The organism is Devosia sp. Leaf64, assembly GCF_001421945.1.
In the GTDB taxonomy this organism is placed as follows: domain Bacteria; phylum Pseudomonadota; class Alphaproteobacteria; order Rhizobiales; family Devosiaceae; genus Devosia.
This window is the reverse complement of record NZ_LMLO01000021.1, coordinates 353,549-373,307: the sequence shown is the minus strand read 5'-3', so window position 1 is coordinate 373,307 and position 19,759 is coordinate 353,549. Positions and strand designations below refer to the sequence as shown.

Sequence of the window (19,759 nt, the reverse complement as noted above, 5' to 3'; positions counted from 1 at the left end):
ATCGGCCTGCTGATGACGGCCAATGCCGTCAACGCGCAGCAATCGGGCAATCTGTCATTTCTGATCGACAATGGCCCGCAATCGGTAGCCGTTGCCGAAGCCTGGGTGGCTGCGTATACCGAGAAGAATCCTGATGTCACGATCGACATCGAAGTGCGCCCCGGCGGCGGCGAAGGCGACAATATCGTCAAGACGCGCCTTGCGACCGGCGCAATGTCCGATGTGTTCTTCTACAACTCGGGCTCGCTGTTCCAGGCGATCAATCCGGTGCAGAACCTCCTGCCGCTGACCAATGAGCCATTCCAGGCCAATGTGCAGGACAGTTTCAAATCGGTGGTTTCGGCCGGCGGCGAAGTCTATGGCGCGCCATTTGCGCCAGCAATGGGCGGCGGCATTTTCTACAACAAGCCGATCTATGAAGAACTGGGCCTTGAAATTCCCAAGACCTGGGACGAGTTCATGGCCAATAACGAAAAGATCAAGGCGGCGGGCAAGACGGCCGTGATCCAGACCTATGGGGACACCTGGAGCAGCCAGCTTTTCGTTCTCGCCGATTTCTACAATGTGCTGACCGAAGTGCCAGATTTCGCCGAGAAGTACACCGCGGGCGAAGCCAAATTCGCGACGACTCCGGCCGCTCTCCGTGGCTTCGAGAAACTGCAGGAAACGCACGACGCCGGCTTCTTCAATGCCGATTTCGGCGCGGCGACCTATCCCGATGGCCTGCGTATGGTCGCAACGGGTGAAGGCGCGCACTATCCCATGCTGACATTCGGGATCGGCGCCATTGCCGAAACCGTGCCTGACCATATCCAGGACGTCGGTTTCTTCGCCCAGCCTGGTGACAGCGCCGAGACCAATGGCCTGACGACCTGGATGCCTGACTCGATTTATGTCGCCAAGAGCACGGCCAACCCTGACCTTGCCAAGGACTTCGTCGCTTTCGTCGCTTCGCCCGAAGGCTGCGATGTTCGCAACGAAGCCGTCGGCGCCACCGGTCCCTATATGATCGCCGGCTGTGAGCTTCCTGCCGACGTGCCGCCCGCCGTTGCCGACATGCTGCCCTACTTCCAGGAAGGCGGCCACAATGGCCCGGCGCTCGAATTCCTCTCGCCGATCAAGGGCCCTGCTCTCGAGCAGATCACCGTCGAAGTCGGCTCGGGTATTCGTCCGGCAGCGGAAGGCGCCGCACTTTACGACGAAGACGTGCGCAAGCAGGCTCAACAGCTTGGCCTTGCCGGCTGGTAATCGTTTCTGACTTGCCGCGGCTCCGGAAGGCGAAAACCTTTCGGAGCCGCGAGGCATTTGCGAGGTTTCCATGACAGCATCGGCTGTTGCCACGCTCAAGACGCAGCGTCGGTCTCTTTATCCCGGCTGGTTCTACGCGCCGGCGGCAGTGGTTTATTCCGTGCTGTTTCTGGCGCCGACCTTTGCGTCGCTCTATTTCAGCCTGACGCGCTGGACGCTCTTTGACGCGACCTTTATCGGTTTCGATAATTTCGCGCAGTTTTTTCGCGAGCCATTTCTTATTCAGGGGCTCGTCAACACCGTCATCTATGCCGTGATTACCTCGGGCCTCAAGGTGGTGATCGGCATGCTGCTCGCGGTGATGCTGACCAGCCAGATCATGGCGCGCGGCTATCTGCGTTCGGTGATCTTCTTTCCGGTGCTGGTCTCGACCATTGGCGTCGGCATGACTTTTACGGTGCTGATGCACCCGACCATGGGCATGATCAACCAGACCCTTGCCATGATCGGCATCAAGGGGCCGGGCTGGCTCGTAGATCCGAAGCTCGCGCTGTTCTCCGTCGCGCTTGTCGATGTGTGGAAGGGTGTCGGCCTAGCGACGGTCATCTATATCGCCGGCCTCGTTGCCATTCCGAAGGACTATTACGAGGCAGCGCGGATCGATGGCGCGACCAAATTACAGAACTTTTTCTATGTGACGCTGCCGCTCAGCCGTCCGGCAACCGCGACAGTCATTACGCTCTCCTTCATCGGCGGGCTGCGCACCTTCGACCTCATCTGGGCCATGACCAAGGGCGGTCCCGGCTTTGCCTCCGACACGGTCGCCTCCGTGATCTACAAGCAATATCAGGCCGGGTTCTACGGGCTTTCGACCGCGGGCAATGTGGTGCTTTTCATCCTCATCGCGGTGCTGGTCGTGCCGCTGACCATGGTCCTCAATCGTAAGCAGGGTCACGAATGAAGACGTCGCGCGCTTCTCTTTTTGGCGGTTTTGCCGCCATCGCGGCCACGTTCGTGGTCTTCGTCATCCCGTTCCTGTTCATCATCCTGATGGCCTTCAAGGACAAACAGCAGTCTGCCCTGCGCGACTTCTCCTGGCCCAACGGCTTTCACCTCTTTGAAAACGTCTATGAAGTGGTCAAGACCCGCAACTGGATGATGATCACGGCCTTCATCAACTCGACGCTGATTACCGTCATCAGCGTCACGCTGCTGATTGTTCTTGCGGCGATGGTCGGGTTTGTCCTCGCGCGCCGCAAGACGCGCTGGAATGGGCTGATCGAGTTTTTGATCCTCGCGGGGCTCATGATCCCGCCGGCCGTCGTCCCTACGATCTGGCTGTTGCAGGGGCTCAAACTGTTCGGCACGCTCCATGGCATGATCCTGATCCAGGTGGCCTATAACCTGCCCTTCTCGATCATTCTTTATCGGGCCTTTATCGCCACCATTCCGCGCGAACTCGACGAAGCCGCGGTGATCGATGGCGCGCGCCCGCTCGATGTGTTTTTCCGCATCATCCTGCCTTTGCTCTGGCCGGTGACGGTGACCAATATCGTCGTGCAGTCGGTTGGTATTTTCAACGATTTCACCAACCCGCTCTATTATCTGCCGGGCAATCAGAATGCGACGGTGCAGCTGACGCTCTACAATTTCCAGAGCCAGTTCAGCACCGCCTACAACCTCCTTTTCACCAATATCCTGCTCATCACCATCCCGCCGCTCATCGTCTTCATGTTCTTCAACCGGCAGATCGTTGCCGGCATGACGGCCGGCGCGGTCAAGGGCTGACCCATGCGCATCTCAACGACATTTTTACGCGAGGAACTCTGACCATGGCCGGTTTGGAACTCAAAAATATCCAGAAGACCTATGGCCAGGTCGAGGTCATCAAGGGCGTCAATCTCAAGGTTGAGGACGGGGAATTCGTCGTCTTCGTTGGCCCCTCGGGCTGTGGCAAGTCCACGCTTCTCCGCATGATTGCAGGGCTCGAGGACATTACCGGAGGTGAGCTCTATATCGGGGACAAGCTCTGCAATGATGTTGAGCCGCGCGACCGATCCATCGCCATGGTGTTCCAGTCCTATGCGCTCTATCCGCACATGACCGTCTACGACAATGTCGGCTTTGGTCTGAAACTGGCGAAGACGCCGAAGGATGTGCGCGACCAGAAGATCCGCGAAGCGGCACGCATTCTCAAGATGGAGCACCTGCTCGATCGCAAGCCTGGCCAGCTTTCGGGCGGTCAACGCCAGCGCGTCGCTATCGGCCGCGCCATCGTGCGTCAGCCCGAAGTTTTTCTTTTCGACGAGCCGCTCTCTAACCTCGACGCCGCGCTGCGCGTCGACACGCGGATGGAAATTGCCAAGCTCCATGCCGACCTTGGCGCGACGATGATCTACGTAACCCACGATCAGGTTGAGGCGATGACGCTGGCCGACAAGATCGTCGTGCTCGATGCTGGCGTCGTGCAACAGGTCGGCTCCCCAATCGAGCTCTACCAGCGACCGGCGAACCTCTTTGTCGCTGGCTTCATCGGTTCGCCAAAGATGAATTTTGCGCCGGTCAAAGTCGATGCCATCGATGCCGATGGCGTAACGGTATCAGGCCAGGATGTGATCAACCTGCGGCTGCCGATCCAAACCAGCGGCGTCAACGTGGGTGATGCTTTGACCCTCGGCGTGCGGCCGCATGATCTTGCGATCGCCGCATCAGGCACGATCATCGGACGCGTGACGCTGACCGAGCGGCTCGGCAATGAGACCATCGTCAATGTCGAACTGCCCTCGGGCGCGTCATGGCTGGCGGTGCTCGCGGGCGACCATATTCTCAACCGCGGCGAGAGCCTGAGTTTTCATGCGGAGACGTCGAAGGCCGTTGTCTTCGACAAGAATGGTCAGTCGCTGGTTTCTTAAGACGAGACGAAAGGTGGCAGCGGACCCAATGGAACCGATCGCCCAACCGGCGGGTTGGAGTGGCTCAAACAAGGAGCCTTGATCATGGACCATACCAATCACGTCCGTCTGTCCACCGCCGAACTGACGCCATCGAACCTCGAAGGCGCCACGATTTATGGCGCTGACGACCACAAGGTCGGCAAGGTCGACCACGTTCATGGCCTCGATACCGTGATCATCGATGTCGGCGGCTTTCTCGGTCTAGGCGCCAAGCCGGTTGCCGTGCCGGTGAGCGATCTTGAATTCATGCGCGACGAAGATGGCGACATTCACGCCGTGACCTCGTGGACAAAGGATCAGCTCAAGCAGATGCCTGAGCACCACCACTAAGAAAAGAGCCCGGCCTAGCGCCGGGCTTCTTTTTTGCTCCGATAGAGTCCAATCGCGGTCTCTTTTCAGCAATAGGCGGCTCAGGAAATCGGCAAAAGAAGAACATGCCGACGGCCAAAGCCTCCAAACGAAAAACATCCATCCAAGCAATTGAAAGCCGCCTGGAAGATGGGCAAATTCCGCTGCAATTGCGGCCCGGACTGCGGGCTTGCGGACAGGAGAAATCGATGAAGTTTTCCAAAGTGCTCGTCGCCGTTGGTCTGTTGGCGCTTTCCACCCCGGCCTTCGCACAGACAGCGCTGGACCAGGTGAAGGAAGCCGGTGTGCTCAAGATCGGCACCGAAGGCACCTATGCTCCGTTCACCTTCCACGACGCTTCGGGAGCGCTGGTGGGCTTTGACGTCGAGATCGGCCAGGCTGTTGCCGAGCATCTGGGCGTGAAGGCCGAATTCGTCGAAGGTCCGTGGGATGGCCTGATCGCGGGTATCGACGCCAATCGCTATGACGTCGTGATCAACCAGGTCGGCATCAATGCGGACCGACAGGCGAAGTACGATTTCTCCGAGCCTTACATCGCTTCGAAGGCTGCTCTCGTCGTCAAGGAAGACAACACCGACATCACGAGCTTTGAAACGCTTAAGGGCAAGAAGTCGGCCCAGAGCCTGACCAGCAATTTTGGCAAGCTGGCCGAAAGTTTTGGTGCTGAACTCGTCGGCACCGAAGGCTTTGACCAGTCGATCGCCCTCGTCATTCAGGGCCGTGCCGATGCGACGATCAATGACAGCTTGTCGTTCTTCGATTTCAAGAAGCAGCAGCCGGACGCACCGGTGAAGGTTGTCGCCACCGCCGCTGACGCCGATTTCTCCGGCATCATCCTTGCCAAGGGCAAGCCGGAACTGCTGGCCGCGATCAATGAAGCGCTCGACGCCATCAAGGCCGACGGCACTTATGCGGAAATCTCGCAGAAGTACTTCGGCGAGGACGTCTCCCAGTAGTCTCAGACGCTTCGAATGTTTAGAAGGGATCGGTCGAGGATCGACCGGTCCCTTTTCATTGGCAGGATGATGCATGCCCCATTGGCTGAACCTGATGATCGAGTCCCTGCCCTCTTTGCTGTGGGCCTGTATCTCGTTCACCGTCCCCCTGACGCTGCTTTCCTTCGTGCTTGGGCTCAGTCTTGGTTTGCTCGCGGCCATCACGCGGCTCTTCGGGCCAAAGCCACTTGGGCTTGTGGTGCGGTTTTATGTCTGGATCATTCGCGGCACGCCGCTTCTGGTGCAGCTCTTCCTGATCTTCTATGGCTTGCCGAGCGTCGGGATCGTGCTGGATGCGTTTCCAGCCGCGCTCATCGGTTTCACGCTCAATATCGGCGCCTATACCTCGGAAATCATCCGGGCTGTGCTATTGGCCGTGCCCAAGGGACAGTGGGAGGCGGCCTATTCCGTTGGCATGACATGGGCGCAGGCGATGCGCCGCACCATCCTGCCGCAAGCGACGCGCATTGCCGTGCCGCCGCTTTCCAACACGTTCATTTCGCTCGTGAAGGATACTTCGCTAGCTGCCGCCATCACGGTGCCCGAGCTATTCCGAGCCGGGCAACGGATTGTCGCGACGAGTTATGAGCCGCTTATTCTTTATGTCGAAGTGGCGCTGATTTATCTCGTCGTCAGCTCGGCCCTTTCCAGTTTGCAGGGGTGGCTGGAAAAGCGCCTCTCCCGCTATGGCGGTTCTATCGAGGCTGCATCATGATCGCGCTGGACAGGATCGAAAAAAGCTTCGGCGACAACCACGTTCTCAAGGGCGTCAGCGTGGACGTGCCCGAGGGTCATGTCACCGCGCTGATCGGCGCTTCGGGAAGCGGCAAGAGCACGCTGCTTCGTTGCGTCAATCTGCTCGAAGTGCCGCAATCGGGCGAAGTGCGGATCGACGATACCTCTATCCGGTTCACACCCAACGGCAAGCCCGACCGCGCGACCATCCTTGCGCTGCGGCGCAAGACGGGGATGGTGTTCCAGAATTTCCAGCTTTTCCCGCACCAGAGCGTGGTGGAAAATGTGATGGAGGCGCTGGTCACCGTGCTGAAATGGCCAAAGGACCGCGCTCGGGCTCGCGCCATGGAACTGCTCGAAAAGGTTGGCATGACCTTCAAGGCCGATGCCTGGCCATCGAGCCTATCGGGCGGCCAGCAACAGCGTGTGGCGATTGCCCGGGCGCTCGCGCCGGCGCCCCGCGTGCTCCTTTGCGACGAGCCGACATCGGCGCTCGACCCGCAGCTTGCCATTGAGGTGGTGGAGGTGCTGGCGCAATTGGCGCGGGAGGGCACGACCATGCTGATCGCTACGCATGACCTCCGGCTGGCTGCCAGCATTGCCAGCAATGTCGTCTATCTTGATGCTGGGCAGGTGGTTGAGGCAGGGTCGTCCGCGGACGTTTTCGGCTCTCCCAAGGATGACCGGACGAAGCGGTTCATTTCGACCCTCAGTGGGCAGGCGGCGATTGAGTAAGCCTGCGCGAGCCGAGTGAGAGGCAATTCCGCGATGTCCCTGCCAAGCACGATCGATGATTTTGTGGCGCTGCGCCGTCGGCTTCATGCCGCTCCGGAGCTAGGGCGTGCGGAGGTCGCGACCAGCAAACTCGTGGCTGAGCTGCTCGAAGGCTGGGGCTATGAGGTGGCGACTGGGCTTGGCGTGACTGGTGTTGTCGGGACATTGCGGAACGGCGCCGGCGAGCGGGTGATCGGGCTACGCGCCGACATGGATGCCTTGCCGATTACCGAGGCAACCGGAGCGGATTATGCCAGCCAGACGCCGGGGGTGATGCATGCCTGCGGACATGATGGGCACACGACCATTCTGCTCGCCGCGGCGAAGGAGTTGGCGGCGCGGCGGAATTTTTCGGGCACCGTAAGGCTGATCTTCCAGCCAGCGGAAGAGACGGGCGGTGCGGTGCAGATGATCGAGGACGGTCTCTTCGAGCGCTTTCCGGTCGACGCTATTTTCGGGCTGCATAATTGGCCCGGCGTGCCAGCGGGCGAATTTCGTTTCATCGAGGGTCCGGCCATGGCATCGGTCGATCTCGTCATCATCACCATCAGAGGAAAGGGTGGGCACGGCGCCCTGCCCCACGAGACTGTCGACCCGATCGTCGCGGCATCGTCCCTGGTGATGGCGCTGCAATCGATCGTGTCGCGCAATGTCGACCCATTGGAAACCGCCGTAATCACTGTTGGCATGATGCATGGTGGCTCCATGCCCAATGTCATACCGGACAGTGTCGAACTGCAGATTACCGTACGCTCCTTTACCGACGTGGTGCGCGACCGCATCCGCGAGCGGATCAAGACATTGGCGGAGGCGCAAGCTGCGAGCTATGGGGCGGTCGCGGAGGTTTTCCATCCGCCCGGTTTTCCGGCTCTTCACAACGATGCCGAGGAAACCGCGTTCGCTCGGCAGGTAGCCATTCGCCATTTCGGCGACGCACAGGTCGGCACGCTCGCCCCGCTCCTGGTCAGCGAGGATTTTGCCTTCATGCTCGAAAAGCAGCGGGGCAGCTATCTCTTTATCGGCAATGGACCAAGCGCGGACCTCCATAGCCCTCGCTATGATTTCAATGACGCCATCATCGCGCCGGCAGCGCGCTATTGGGTGGCGCTGGTCGAGGATTTCCTCGCCGCCAACCGGCCGGCTTAGGTCAGGCCGAAGCGCCGAGACGACCCGACGCAATAATCCGCTCGAGGAATTTCTGCGTGCGCGGGTTTTCCGGGCTGGAGAACAGGCGCTGGGGGTGGGCCTCTTCGATGATGCGGCCGGCGTCGAGGAAGCAGACGCGATCGGCGACATCGCGGGCGAAGGCCATTTCGTGCGTGACGATGACCATGGTCATGCCTTGGGTCTTGAGATCGCGGATGATCTTCAAAACTTCGCCGATCAGTTCGGGATCGAGCGCTGCGGTCACTTCATCGAGCAGCAAAACTTCGGGATCGGTGGCGAGTGAGCGGATGACCGCGACGCGCTGCTGTTGCCCGCCGGAAAGCTGCTCGGGATAGGACTTGGCGTACTGGCCGAGACCAAAGAGATCGAGCAGCTTTCGTGCCGCATCCTCCGCTTCGGCGCGCTGGCGGCCATGAACTCGCACCGGGGCAAGGGTGATGTTGTCGAGAACCGTCAGGTGCGGGAAGAGATTGTAGGCCTGGAAGACAATGCCGATGCGCTTGTAAAGGCCGGTGCGGCCGAAGCTTTCGTCATAGATATCCATGCCATCGAGCCGGACGGCGCCCTCGTCGAACTCGGTCAGGCCGTTGATACAGCGGAGGAGGGTCGACTTGCCGGAGCCTGAGGCGCCGATGAGGCAGACGACCTCGTGGTGCGCAACAGAGAGGTCTATCCCATCCAGCACCAGACGCTCGCCATAGAACTTGGTGAGCTTGTCGATCTCGATACGGTTCATACAAGAGCGCTTTCAGAAAAAGTGCGAAGCGGTTTTTCGGTTCGAAAGCGCGACAAAACGAACATACTACAAGGCACTCTGGAGACGGCGTTGTCGATCGCGGCGGGCGACATAGTCGGTCAGCCGAGCCATCGGAATAGTGGCGAGGAGGAAGAGGATCGCGGCGACGACGAGGGATGAATAATTGAAGGTGCGCGCCGTATAAATCTGCGCCTCGCGGACCGCATCGCGAACGCCGAGGACGGAGAGCAGCGCGACGTCTTTTTGCAGAGCGACGACGAGATTGAGCATGGCCGGAACGACGTTGCGCAGCGCTTGCGGCAGGATGGCATAGCGCAGCGTCTGCCACTGTGTCAGCCCCAAGGCCTTGGCGGCCATGCCCTGCCCTTCGTGGACGGCTTCGATGCCGGAGCGATAAACCTCGGTGGCATAGGCAGAATAGCTCAGCACCAGCGCGACGCCGCCCCAGAAGAGACCATTATTGGGCAGGCCCGGCAGGTTGAGCGCTGGAATGCCGAAGCCGAACAGCAGCACGAGGAGCAAGGCGGGCAAACCGCGAAAAAGGTCGACATAAAGAATGGCGAAGATGCGCAGCGGGGCAAAATAGGGTCCGCCCATGGCGCGGAAAATCGCGAGGATCAGGGCCCAGATGCCAATGCAGATGAGACTGATGATCCAGATCTGGAGGCTGACCAAAAACCCGCGGGCCACGCTTGGCGCGGCTTCGAGCATTGCTTCGATGCTGAAAAACTGGCTCTGGATGCGCGGCCATTGTTCGGCAGAGCCGACGAAATAGGCGATGGCGCCGAAGACGATGATGACGCTGACCAAACTAATAAGGACCGGCGTGAGCCGATCCTTGAGAGCGATCGTCCGGCGTCCCTTGCCGGGTCGTCGTGTCATTCGTTGATCACCGGAATATTGGGATCGGCAACGAGATATTTCTGGACGAGTTCGTCGATCTTGCCGCTATCGCGGATGGCAGCAAGGCCTTCGTTGATCCAGGGTACAATCGGATTGCCTGAGGCGAAGAGGAGCGCGAGACCTTCATCCTTCGGGTCCTTGGGCAGGAGCGCCGTGATTTTCGCTTCCGGCACCTGGACGGCCGTGGCGTAGAGCGCAGTCGGCAAAGCGGCGATGGTCGCGTCGATCTGACCACCCTGCAGGGCCTGGAAGACGCCGGCCTGATCGTCATAGACGGCAGCATTGTCGATGCCGAGGACGTTGGTCACGTAGTCGAAATCGGTGGTGCCGACGGCAACGCCCCAGCGCGCCTGCTTAAGATCGGCGAAGGATTTTGCGCTGGCGACGGTCGAATCCGGCAGCGCGATGACGGCCTTGTCCGACTGATAATAGACGTCGGAGAAGGTCGCGACCTTGGCGCGATCGGGGGTGACCGAAATCTGCTGGATCGAGAAATCGTAGTTCTTGGGACCGGGCGCAATGGCGCCGTCGAAGGTCACATCGACCCAGACGACATCGTCGCGCTTGAAGCCAAGCTGCTCGGCGAGGGCATAGACGAGCGCCGCTTCAAAGCCTTCACCGGCTTCCGGATTGTTATCGAGCACCCAAGGCGGATAGCTCGGCTCGGAGGTGCTGACGGTCAGCTTGCCTGGCGTGAACAGGCGCGGATCGTTGGGCGTATTTTCCTGCGCCACGGCAGGCATCACCAGCGCGATCGCTGCCAGGAGGCCGGCCACGATCACATTATGCTTCTGAGCCATTCTGTACTCTCATCGAGTGGTGTTTTGCCCGGCAGTACGGACTTTCGCCCATTTTCGCCACCAAGCCCCGCGTTGAAATTTAACGACAAACGCCGATTGCGCCAGCCAGATAATTGCAAATTTGTGAACCCACGAGGTTGTTCATTGCACCTAGTGGCTTTCGCGTAAAAAAGCGATGGTTTTGCAAGACGATGGCGATTGTCGCATGTCCGGCCTCGACTAGTCGAATAGCGGCTGCAAAACCATCTCCGGCACTTTGACCAGACCCTTGTCGGTGATGCGGATTTCAGGGATCACCGAGAGAGGGATCAGGTTAAAGCCCATATAGGGAATGGTGCAGCCGACCTGCGCCCAGGCAGATTTGAGAAGCTGGTTTTCTGCGGCAACCTCGTGCACGCGCTTGTCGGACATAAGACCGGCGACTGGCAGGGCGACGAAGGCGAGCACTTTGCCCTCCTGCACCACAACCACGCCGCCGTTTGATGCTTCGATGGTGTCGAGGGCAAGTTGCATGTCGGCTTCATTGGTGCCGGCGAGAATGATGTTGTGGCTGTCGTGGCCGACGCTCGAGCCGACCGCGCCATTCTTGATGCCGAAATCGTGGAGGAGACCGTGGGCAATGCCGCCATTAGATTTGCCGTGGCGCTCGATGACGGTGACGAAGCTGAGATTGTCACGCTCGAGGATTGTCGCCCAATCGTTGGCCGGGGCGATTTCGACCTTGCGGTGCGGCAGGACGATGCCCGGCATTTCAATGCCGATGGCATTGGCGGTGACGCCGGCCGAGGGCAGCTCTGGCGTGAGCTTCAGGTTTTTGGGCAGGTGGACGGTGTTGTAGGCCGCCTCGGGATAGCGGTAGCGCTGGTTGAGGGTTTCTTCGAGCAAAGGCGTGATCTTGCGGTCCTCGACCATGAGTTCGCCGCCATACCAGGTATTGACCGGCTTTAGCTCATCGTCGAGCAAGACGAGATCAGCGCGGCGACCGCCGCCGAGGCCGCCGATGTCGTCGCCTAGGCCGAAGCGGGTGGCGCCGTGGAGCGAGCCCATAGACCAAGCTTGTTCGGGACTGACGCCGCAGCGGATGGCTTCGCGGACGACCCAATCGAGGCCGAAACTCAGGAGATCGTCGGCGTCGCGATCATCGGTGCAGACGCAGAAGCGCTTGTGGCTGGCGCCGAGTTCGGTGATCGGCTTGATGGCTTCGACGATGGAATTCCAGGGCGTTGCGGGATTGCCGCCGCGCAGGAAAACCCAGATGCCGGCTTCGACGAAATCTTCGGCGATGTCACGATCGATGGCTTCGTGCGTATCGGTGACCCCGGAGGCCGCATAGGGCGCGACGAAATCACGGCCATAGATGTGGCCCGAGACCGGGCGGCCGCGTTTGAGGGCTTCGGCGATGATGGCGTGGCTGCGCGGATCGCCCATGGCGACGGGCACGAAATCCATCTTTTCGCCGAGCGCGACGGCTTCCGGCCATTTGTCGAAGAGCGTGCCGATCTTTTCAGGCGTCAGGTCGCCACCGGCGGTTTCGAGTTCGGGCGAGGTGGCAGGAACGGTCGAGGGGACGGTGAGAAAGATCGAGAGCGGGGCGAGGCGCGCGTCCTCCAGCATGTCTTCGACCCCGGCGACGTCCATAACATTGCCGATCTCGTGGCTGTCGCAGAAGATCGTGGTCGTGCCGTTGAGCAGCGCCGCTTCGGCATAGGCGCAGGCGGTGACCATCGAGCTTTCGATGTGAATGTGCGGGTCGACGAGGCCGGGGGCGATGATGCCGCCCTTGGCGTAATAAAGCTTTTTGGGCGCGGGGCCGGATTTGTGCGCACCGGCCGGTTTGACGGCGGCGATGCGGCCGCCGGAGAGCCAGATTTCCTTATCGGCCAGAATGCGTTCGGAATAGGTCGAGAGCACGCGGGCGCCGGTGATGACGAGATCGGCTGGGGCGCGGCCACCTGCGACGGCGGCGAGCGTCGTGATTTGGCTATGGAGCGGGCTTACTGAAAAGCGGGTGATCGCCATGGGTCAGGCCTCAGAAAATGCGTGAAGGATGCGCACCCAGGAGCGGATGCCTTTGTGAAAGCTCGACAGGTCGTATTTCTCGTTGGGACTGTGGATGCGATTGTCGAAGCGGGCAAAGCCGATGAGGAGGCTGTCCATGCCCAAACGAACCTTGAATTCGCCGAGGATCGGAATGGAGCCGCCGGTGCCGGCGAGTGCGGTTTCGCGCTGCCACTCCTCGGTGAGAGCGTCCTTGGCTTTGGTCAGCAATTTGCTATCGAGCGGCATGGATTGGGCCGCGGCGGTGCCATAAGCCTTGAAGGTGACGCTGCAATCGGCCGGGATCATGGCGCGAACGAAGGTGCGGAAAAGCTCGCGGATACGGTGGGGGTCCTGCCCGGCGACGAGGCGGAAGGAAATTTTGGCGCCGGCTTTGGCGGGGATGACGGTTTTGAAACCGTCGCCGGAATAGCCGCCCCAGACGCCGTGGACTTCGGCGGTCGGGCGGGCCCAGACCTGTTCGAGAACGGAGCGACCAGCTTCGCCAGCGGGAATGGAGAGGCCGATATCGCCGAGGAATTTTTCGGCGTCGAAGGGTAGGCGTTCCCATTCGGCTTTGTTGGCGGCGGGGAGTTCCATCGCGCCATCATAAAAACCGGGGATGGCGACGCTGCCGTCTTCGTTGCGGAGGGCGCCGATGATGGTGCCGAGGAGCTGGACGGCGTTTCGGGCGGCGCTGCCGAACATGCCGGAATGAAGATCGCGATCGGCGGTCGTGACCTCGAACTCTTCGGAGACGAAGCCGCGCCACATGGTGGTGATGGCGGGGGTTTCGCGGTCCCACATATCGGTGTCGCAAACAAGGATCGTGTCAGCCTTGAGGTCTTCTGCATTGGCTTCGAGGAAGGGCCCGAGGGAGGGCGAACCGGCCTCTTCCTCGCCTTCGAAGAGCATCGAAACCTGGATCGGCAGACTGCCGGTGACGGTCTTCCAAGCGCGACAGGCTTCGATGAAGGTCAGCAACTGGCCTTTGTCGTCCGAGGCGCCGCGGCCGGTGATGAAGGTTTCGCCATCGGGCTGGGGGACGAGGGTGGGCTCGAATGGCGGTGTGTTCCAGAGGACCAGCGGATCGACCGGCTGGACGTCGTAGTGGCCATAAAAGAGCACGTGGGGACCGGCGACCTTGGGGCCGTGGCCGACGACCATTGGGTGGCCTGCCGTGTCGCGGACGCTGGCGTCGAAATCGAGGCTTGCCAGCTCATCGCGGAGCCATTCTGCAGCGCGTCGGCAATCGCCGGCATATTGGGGCTCGGTCGAAACCGATGGAATGCGGATGAACCCAAAGAGCCGTTCGAGGCTTTGGTCGAACTGGCTTTCGGCTTTGGCGAGTACGGTATCGAGATCGGTCATAGAAAAGGGAATCAACCTTGGAGCACCCACCGACACTGCGGCATCTTGGTGCAAAAGGTAAGGTTGATGACCTTTGCCAGTGTCGAGTACTGATAGCGGATTGCTAGGTCACGCTCTCCGCATGCTTTTCGAGAAGCGTTGCGAGAGCCCGTTCGACATCCTCGTACTGATAGGGCTTGCTCAGAAATAGACCGCCGGCCGGTAGATCGGCTTGTTGCAGCGGCTGTTTGCCGGAGGTGATGAGTATCCCGATATCAGGCAGGCGATCGCGGACGTCTTTGGCGAAGGCCAGACCGTCGGTGTCTCCCGGCATATGAATATCGGTGAAAATGAGCGCGATATCCGGCCGCGTTTCGAGCGCTGCCCAGGCATCGACTGCGGTCGCCGCCTCAAGCACCTCATATCCAGCCTCTTCCAATTGATCGATGAGCGCCATGCGGACGAGAAACTCGTCTTCGACAAGAAGGATTGGCAAGCGAGACATCGGTCATCTCCGTATTCGTCTTGGCTGGCGAAGTGACGTTCGCCGGCAGGCATGACATTTGAACGCGGGTATGCCGCAAACGATCCTCAGGGACGCTGTGAAGTCAACAGACCTGGAGCAGACCCTGAGGCTTGGTGCAGACTAATTTTGGGGGTCCAAGCAAGCCACAATGTTGGCGCCCTACTCCGTCTGCTCAGCCATTGGGAGATCATTGGCTTTCCAGGCTTCGATGCCACCGCGATACCAATAGGCTTTCCAGCCGAGATTGCCGGCACGCAAGGCGGCGTTGTAGGCCGAGCGATCCTGCATGCCGGATCCAAAGAAAATCACCGGCACGGATTTGTCGCCGCTGGTTTCTTCGGTCAGCCAGTCCTCGACGAGCTTTTGGAAACTGTCGGTCAGGCTGCCATCGCGCCCCGCATCAGCGACTGCGAAAGCGCCGGGCAAGGTTTCGGCGCCACCGCTCGTATCGACCAGAAGCCAATTGTCATTGGCGGTCACGAGGTCGACAACAGCCTTGGTGGTCAGCGTTTCAGCCCGAGTATGGGCGGCAGGCGTGGGACCGCGATAAGGCGCAGGGAACAGAACATTGGTGGCCGGGACACCATAATCGGCCAGCTCGTTCAGCGTGCCGGGCGCGACGGCCATGTCCGCATCGTCCATTGCCGCGCTCGATGCCTGCGGCGTTTCCGCGGGCGGCTCGGCGCCTGTGTCGCCGAGTTCGACATCGGCGATCATCACCACGAGGTGCTCGATCAGGTCGTAGCACATGGTGATAGTGCCCTCGTCGGGGCTGTACCATGCGTTCAGCTCGTCGCAATTGCGATAATTGACCGCAATGTCGCGCGGCAGGGCATAGGTCTTGCCCATATCGACGGCGAAACCACGGAGGGTATCGCCAAAGGTCTCGACGAGAAACTTGCTGATCGGCGTGGTCGGCTCTTCAAAGTTGACGGTGATCGCCGCCCCTGGTGCATCGGCGGCGAGCTGGCCATCTGGATGCCATTCACCGAGGCGGGTGTGAGGCGCAAGGATGGTGCGCCAAGCACGGTTCTGGCGGTTGAACTCCTCTTCGCAGCGATAAAGCGTGCGCTCTTCGAGCCCTACCTGCTCGGCGATATCGCCATAGAGACCGGGATTGCCGCCATAGATGACGCAGAATGTATTGCGGAAGCGGCGGAGATCGCCGGTATGCTCATCCTGCCAAGGAAGATCCTGACCGCTCTCGGCATTGATCATGCCGCCGTAATACCAAGGCAAAACGGAATAGAGCGCGACCTCACGGCCGATGAGATCGATGCCTTCATCGCCCGACGGATACATGGTCGGCTCGACGACGCGCAGCGCCGAGAAAATATCGACGGCGTCTTCCTCGGGGCCGGTCGAGGGGACCTGCAGCTCACCAATCAGCGCATGGCCGAACTCGTGCATGAAGATGCCGTTGGTGACCCCAAGATAGGCGCCGATGAGGCGCGATTCATGGCTGTTGATGAAGGGGATTTCTTCGCTTGCAGTACCATTTCCAGCGGCAGCGTCGTCGGCCGCTGCCGGCGTCGAGCCTTTGCTTTTGCCGCCGGCGGGAGCACCAGCAGGTGCGCCGGTGACCGAGACGGCGAAATCGCGGAAATAGAAATCGCCGCGCTCATAGGCGAGCACGCCGACATCGCCGCCGAGCACAGGATGATCTTCAAGCGTGGCGATGGCTTCGCCATTGAGGAAAAATGCAGCAATTCCGGGCTGCTCAACCCATTCGAGGAGATCGCTGCCATCGAGCTTGGCAGCGCCGGTCAGGCGACCCATTTCCTGCGATTTGCCATCTGCACCAAAGCAGAGGACCAGGCCATCTCCGCCGAGCGTAATCTCGCCAAGGCAGGAGTCATCGCCATTCTCGACGACAAGACCTGCAGCGGACAGCTTGAAATCTTGCGCTGTTTGGCCTTCCGGTGGCCTTACGCCGACATTGACGCGGGTGATGCGTTCGCCCGACTGCACCGGTCCGCCCATAGGCATGGTGAAGAAGTTTTCAGTGGAGGCGGCGGTCTGATTGACGAGGACGATCCAATCATCCTCAAAAAATAGATCCCAGCCTTCGAGCTTGTCCGCGTCCATGATGGAATCGGTCAGCGGGCCCATGATCGCCGCCATGCGGGTGGCAACGTCGGACGTCTCGGCGCCGGGGGCTTCTGCAGAGGTATCAACTTCGGTGTTTGTGGTCGCGCCACCGCGCGGCGGCAGACCGGAGCCCTGCTGCTGGGGCGCAGCATTGGTGTTGGTCGCGGGCAAGTCACTGATGGTAAAATCGGCCAGCCCGAACGTGCCGCGTTCATAGGCCATGACGCCCAGATCGGCCCCTAGCGCCTCCGTCGCAGAAATTTCGCCGAGCACTTCGCCATTGACGAGGAATGTCGCGCGCCCCGGCACTTCGATCATCTCAATGACGTCGCTGCCATCCAGTTTAGCCGCCTTGGGGAGCGTGGCGATGGACTCGAATTTTTCGTTGATTACGCAGAACAAATTGGCTTCGGCAGCAGCGGTGACCTCGGCAATGCAGGTGCCGTTCTGGGCGCTGTTGTTGGCAACAATACCGATTGCCGCCTTTGGCTGATCGGACTTAAGCGTAACGTTGACCGATACGTGGCGTCCGTTTTGGCTTGGGGGTCCGGCCGGGATGGTCAGCGTCTGTTCGGCGCCCTCGAGGCTGTCATTGCGCAGCACAAACCAGCCATCCTGCTCGCCGCCCTGCCACCCCTGCAGCAATTGCTGGTCGACCACACCATCGAGCGCACCAAGCACGGATTGGCCCAAGGCAGGCTGCAAAAGGGCTATGGTGGAGACGCAAAGCGAAACGACAAAACCAGATTTTTTCATGAACTGTCTGAACCTTACGATGGCAATGGCAGGCCCCCATGCCCACCGCCGCTCCTTCTAGGACGCCCTTCCCCATCAAATCCTTGGGTCGATCGCAAGATTTTTTGTGCGCGGCGCAAAAATAAGGTCAACCTAAGTTGATATCGTTGCACAAAATCCACGCTAAAAAGGCGCCACCCTTTGCGGAGTGGCGCCTGAATGTAGCGAGGTTCCGGTAAAGCGGAGCCGCAGATTTAGTAGTTCACGCCGCCGACGATTTCGCGCAGCTCAAGGACGATTTTCGGCACGCCATTGTCGATGTGAAGTTGCAGGAACTCACCAGCAAGAACCGAAGCCGCTTTCAAGTCCGCCGCTTCGAGAACGGCATAACCACCAAGGACTTCCTTGGCTTCGGCATAGGGACCGTCGGTCGGTGTGCCCGTGCCGTTCTCGCCCGATAGCCGGACGCCTTCAGCCTGCGGCTTGAGGCCAGCAGTCGAAACCAGGGAGCCATCGGCGAGGCACTTTTCCATCCAGGGGCCCATGGCGTCCATGAGCTGCTGCGGCACGTCCTCCGGCTTGAGGTCGGCAGGGGGAATGATGCTCATGAAATAGCGCATGTGATGTCTCCGAGTAACGCGGCTCGAACCGAACCTTACAGCGACACGACGAGCGGGCAGCGGCAGATTCGACAAGGCGGCGTCACTTTTCTGGAGAATTTTGCGGGGGCGCTTGGTCTGCCGCGGCTTTTTCGATCAGCCGAGCGCCGATTGTTCGCGGCAGATGCGGTCGACGAGCGCATCGAAATCACCACGGTCCGGGCGCTTGGTCGCGAGACGCTGCTTGAGGTGGCGGATTGGTTCTTCGAGAATAGTCTCGAGATCGGGGGCGCAGGTGAAGTCACCGGCGACTTTCTTGACCTTGGAATTGTCGAAGATCGCGCTCCAGGCCTTATCCCCGGTCAGCGGACCAACCCAATCAGGAATGTAGCGGACGAGCGTATCGGTCGGCACATGGACGATTTTGGCCTCTACCCCAAGGGCTCGGCCGATAGCCATCTGGATATCGTCCCAGATGTGGGCGCGATCATTGGTGATGTGGAAGATCTCGCCAAGGCTCGCCGCTTTGCCAAAGAGGCCGACGAATGGGACGGCGAAATCGGACGAGCGGGTCAAGGTCCATGGCGTATGGCCGTCGCCGGCGACGATCGTCGGTTCGCCATCGAGCATACGCCGCGCCATCACATCGGCGTCGCCGATCATGATGGGCAAGCCAGTGCGAACGGTGTGGCTGGGACGGACAATGGTCCAGTTTAGACCCTCAGCGCCTTTGAGCAGATTTTCGCAAGCGATCTTGTCCTGGCTGTAGCGCCAGTATGGATTGATAGCGGGTGTCTCCTCGGTGATAACATAGTGCCGAGCGGGCTTTTCGTAGACCGAGGCCGAGGAGATGAAGATATATTGGCCGCAATGGCCGCGGAAGGTGTCGATGTCCCGCTGCACCTGGTCGGGCGTGAAGGCGATGAACTGGGCAACGACGTCGAAGTTTTGTTTGGCGAGATCGGCATATTCCGTGCCATTGAAATCGCCTTGGACCGAGGTCACGCCGGCGGGCAAGGTGTCGACGCGTTTACCGCGATTGAACACCGTTACCTGATGGCCCTGGGCCACGGCACGTTCTACACAAGGGTAGGAAATCTGGCCGGTTCCACCGACGAACAACACGCGCAAAGACATTTCAACTCCTCAATTGCCCCTCAAGCCATTGGACGCGCTTGAGAGCGCGAGCGCAAGGCGTTGGAGGCAGATCTCGGACAGCGATGCTTTGTCGTTTGGTTATTTGACGTCAGAAGCCGCATTGGTTTCATCGGCGACTGGCTCGCCTTCTGCCGCGTAGGGGACGCGCGCAAGAAGGACACGGCCTTCGTCTTCGATGACGAATTCACCGCGCACCGGTTCATCGGCGAGAGCGACAGCGCCCTTGGCTGCAAACGCAGCTTCTTCAATAGCTTCATTGAGGGAGTTAAGTTTAAGGCCCTCGATATCAATCTCGTTCTTGTCGTCGGGCGTGAGATGATTGAAAAAAAACCGTGGCATTTGGGCGCTCCATGTATTTGCGTGGCGTATCTTGGCCAGCAAACGGCGCTTGCTGCGACGGAGTTCCCCACCCTCATGCTCAACTTTGCCATGCGCTGAGCGGGGGAATTGGCAGATAGGTCAGAGGTCTGATTTCGCGCGCAACCTTGACCATTGCCGCACGTTGCGGGAAGGTTCTGCCCGAGATAACGGCGAAGTCATTCGCTGGCGCGCGGATGTATT

Annotated in this window: 19 protein-coding genes; 9 read left to right on the top strand and 10 right to left on the bottom strand. The window is 60.1% G+C overall.

Going from position 1 to position 19,759, the window contains the following annotated elements; translation table 11 throughout:
• The first annotated feature begins 12 nt into the window (after window positions 1-12).
• The 9 genes from ASE94_RS14705 (at window position 13) to ASE94_RS14665 (ending at window position 8,221) form a co-directional block, all read left to right on the top strand.
• Entirely contained in the window at window positions 13-1,248 is a 1,236-nt protein-coding gene (locus ASE94_RS14705) for an extracellular solute-binding protein (protein ID WP_244484106.1), read from the top strand.
• Window positions 1,249-1,318: 70 nt separating this feature from the next.
• Window positions 1,319-2,209 (top strand): sugar ABC transporter permease, encoded by an 891-nt coding sequence (locus ASE94_RS14700; protein ID WP_062631024.1) that lies wholly within the window; start codon window positions 1,319-1,321, stop codon window positions 2,207-2,209.
• Entirely contained in the window at window positions 2,206-3,036 is an 831-nt protein-coding gene (locus tag ASE94_RS14695; RefSeq protein WP_061907111.1) for a carbohydrate ABC transporter permease, read from the top strand. Before ASE94_RS14700 ends, ASE94_RS14695 begins: the two co-directional genes overlap by 4 nt.
• 44 nt (window positions 3,037-3,080) lie before the next feature.
• Window positions 3,081-4,160 carry a sn-glycerol-3-phosphate ABC transporter ATP-binding protein UgpC gene (gene ugpC, locus ASE94_RS14690; protein ID WP_062631023.1) on the top strand — a complete coding sequence of 360 codons (1,080 nt, stop codon included), beginning with the start codon at window positions 3,081-3,083 and terminating at the stop codon, window positions 4,158-4,160.
• A gap of 84 nt (window positions 4,161-4,244) precedes the next feature.
• Window positions 4,245-4,532: a PRC-barrel domain-containing protein gene (locus ASE94_RS14685; protein ID WP_061907282.1), complete on the top strand. Its 288-nt coding sequence runs from the start codon at window positions 4,245-4,247 to the stop codon at window positions 4,530-4,532.
• 227 nt (window positions 4,533-4,759) lie between these two features.
• Window positions 4,760-5,527 carry an amino acid ABC transporter substrate-binding protein gene (locus tag ASE94_RS14680; RefSeq protein ID WP_062631358.1) on the top strand — a complete coding sequence of 256 codons (768 nt, stop codon included), beginning with the start codon at window positions 4,760-4,762 and terminating at the stop codon, window positions 5,525-5,527.
• 73 nt (window positions 5,528-5,600) lie between these two features.
• Window positions 5,601-6,281: an amino acid ABC transporter permease gene (locus tag ASE94_RS14675; protein ID WP_062631022.1), complete on the top strand. Its 681-nt coding sequence runs from the start codon at window positions 5,601-5,603 to the stop codon at window positions 6,279-6,281.
• Window positions 6,278-7,036 carry an amino acid ABC transporter ATP-binding protein gene (locus ASE94_RS14670; protein WP_062631021.1) on the top strand — a complete coding sequence of 253 codons (759 nt, stop codon included), beginning with the start codon at window positions 6,278-6,280 and terminating at the stop codon, window positions 7,034-7,036. Before ASE94_RS14675 ends, ASE94_RS14670 begins: the two co-directional genes overlap by 4 nt.
• A gap of 33 nt (window positions 7,037-7,069) precedes the next feature.
• The gene (locus ASE94_RS14665) at window positions 7,070-8,221 is read left to right on the top strand and encodes a M20 aminoacylase family protein (protein ID WP_062631020.1); all 1,152 of its coding nucleotides are present in this window, start codon (window positions 7,070-7,072) and stop codon (window positions 8,219-8,221) included.
• A gap of 1 nt (window position 8,222) precedes the next feature.
• Here ASE94_RS14665 and ASE94_RS14660 read toward each other — a convergent pair whose 3' ends face one another.
• From ASE94_RS14660 to ASE94_RS14615, 10 genes are all read right to left on the bottom strand, one after another.
• Window positions 8,223-8,978: an amino acid ABC transporter ATP-binding protein gene (locus ASE94_RS14660; RefSeq protein WP_062631019.1), complete on the bottom strand. Its 756-nt coding sequence runs from the start codon at window positions 8,976-8,978 to the stop codon at window positions 8,223-8,225.
• A gap of 66 nt (window positions 8,979-9,044) precedes the next feature.
• Window positions 9,045-9,881 carry an amino acid ABC transporter permease gene (locus ASE94_RS14655; protein ID WP_062631018.1) on the bottom strand — a complete coding sequence of 279 codons (837 nt, stop codon included), beginning with the start codon at window positions 9,879-9,881 and terminating at the stop codon, window positions 9,045-9,047.
• Window positions 9,878-10,702 carry an ABC transporter substrate-binding protein gene (locus ASE94_RS14650; RefSeq protein ID WP_062631017.1) on the bottom strand — a complete coding sequence of 275 codons (825 nt, stop codon included), beginning with the start codon at window positions 10,700-10,702 and terminating at the stop codon, window positions 9,878-9,880. Before ASE94_RS14650 ends, ASE94_RS14655 begins: the two co-directional genes overlap by 4 nt.
• Window positions 10,703-10,921: 219 nt before the next feature.
• Window positions 10,922-12,721, bottom strand: a complete 1,800-nt coding sequence (locus ASE94_RS14645) for an adenine deaminase C-terminal domain-containing protein (protein ID WP_062631016.1) — start codon at window positions 12,719-12,721, stop codon at window positions 10,922-10,924.
• 3 nt (window positions 12,722-12,724) lie between these two features.
• Window positions 12,725-14,110, bottom strand: coding sequence for a M20/M25/M40 family metallo-hydrolase (locus ASE94_RS14640; RefSeq protein WP_062631015.1), 1,386 nt, complete (start codon window positions 14,108-14,110; stop codon window positions 12,725-12,727).
• Window positions 14,111-14,213: 103 nt separating this feature from the next.
• Entirely contained in the window at window positions 14,214-14,594 is a 381-nt protein-coding gene (locus ASE94_RS14635) for a response regulator (RefSeq protein WP_062631014.1), read from the bottom strand.
• A gap of 180 nt (window positions 14,595-14,774) precedes the next feature.
• Window positions 14,775-17,462: a DUF4344 domain-containing metallopeptidase gene (locus tag ASE94_RS14630; RefSeq protein ID WP_062631013.1), complete on the bottom strand. Its 2,688-nt coding sequence runs from the start codon at window positions 17,460-17,462 to the stop codon at window positions 14,775-14,777.
• 233 nt (window positions 17,463-17,695) lie between these two features.
• Window positions 17,696-18,061, bottom strand: a complete 366-nt coding sequence (locus ASE94_RS14625) for a YciI family protein (protein ID WP_062631012.1) — start codon at window positions 18,059-18,061, stop codon at window positions 17,696-17,698.
• Between the two features lie 135 nt (window positions 18,062-18,196).
• Complete coding sequence (locus ASE94_RS14620) at window positions 18,197-19,177, bottom strand: SDR family oxidoreductase (RefSeq protein ID WP_062631011.1); 981 nt, start codon at window positions 19,175-19,177, stop codon at window positions 18,197-18,199.
• 99 nt (window positions 19,178-19,276) lie between these two features.
• Complete coding sequence (locus ASE94_RS14615; protein WP_062631010.1) at window positions 19,277-19,537, bottom strand: hypothetical protein; 261 nt, start codon at window positions 19,535-19,537, stop codon at window positions 19,277-19,279.
• Window positions 19,538-19,759 lie beyond the last annotated feature (222 nt).